This window comes from Sphingomonas endophytica (assembly GCF_001476895.1).
Taxonomy (GTDB): Bacteria; Pseudomonadota; Alphaproteobacteria; order Sphingomonadales; family Sphingomonadaceae; genus Sphingomonas; species Sphingomonas endophytica_A.
Genome location: NZ_LDTB01000079.1, coordinates 1 through 739 on the forward strand (window position 1 = coordinate 1; position 739 = coordinate 739).

Here is a 739-nt window from a genome sequence, read left to right on the forward strand (position 1 = left end):
CCGCGACGCTCGACCGTATCCGCTGGTACGGGCGCGGGCCGTGGGAGAATTATGCCGACCGCAAGACGGCGGCGATGGTGGGCGAGTGGCGCGGGCTGCTGGCGGATCAATACCACGGTTATGCGCGCCCGCAGGAATCGGGGAGCAAGCAGGACGTGCGGTGGATCGAGGTCGAGGATGCGCGCGGCGTCGGGCTGCGCGTCACGGGCGACCGGCCGCTGGCGGTGAATGCGCTGCCCTTCCCCTATGCCGACCTGATGGAGAAGCCCGCCGCCAAGGCGCATAGCAGCGACATTCGCCCGCATGGTGACGGCACGCTGCTGATCGACGCCGTGCAGAGTGGCGTGGGTGGCGACACCGGGTGGAGCGTGGATGGACGACCGCATATGAAATACCGGGTGCCGCTGACGCCGATCGACTGGGCGTTCACGATCGGGGCGGCGAAGTGAAGCGCCTGTCGCTCGCCGCGACGTTGCTGGCCGCGACGTTGCTCGCCACACCGGCGCTGGCGCAGGTCGATCCGAAGGTCGCGCGCTCGATCGCGTTGCGCGAGCAGTGGCAATGGCTGACGCGCGACATCGCTTTCCCGGCGGAATGGGACGCGGACGGGCGGCATTTCCATTATCGCAAGACCGTGCCGGGCGGGTTCGCGTTCGTCGATGTGGATGCGGCGACGCAGGCGAAACGCGATGCCTTCGATGCGGGGGCGCTGGCGAAGGGGCTGGGGATCGCGCTGGGT

Annotated in this window: 2 pseudogenes; both read left to right on the forward strand. The window is 69.1% G+C overall.

From position 1 onward, the window contains the following. Positions 1 to 449: pseudogene (locus NS334_RS15425) on the forward strand (glycoside hydrolase family 2 TIM barrel-domain containing protein); the annotation flags it as partial. After that, a pseudogene (locus NS334_RS15430) lies at positions 446 to 739 on the forward strand (S9 family peptidase); the annotation flags it as partial. The pseudogenes NS334_RS15425 and NS334_RS15430, both read left to right, overlap by 4 nt.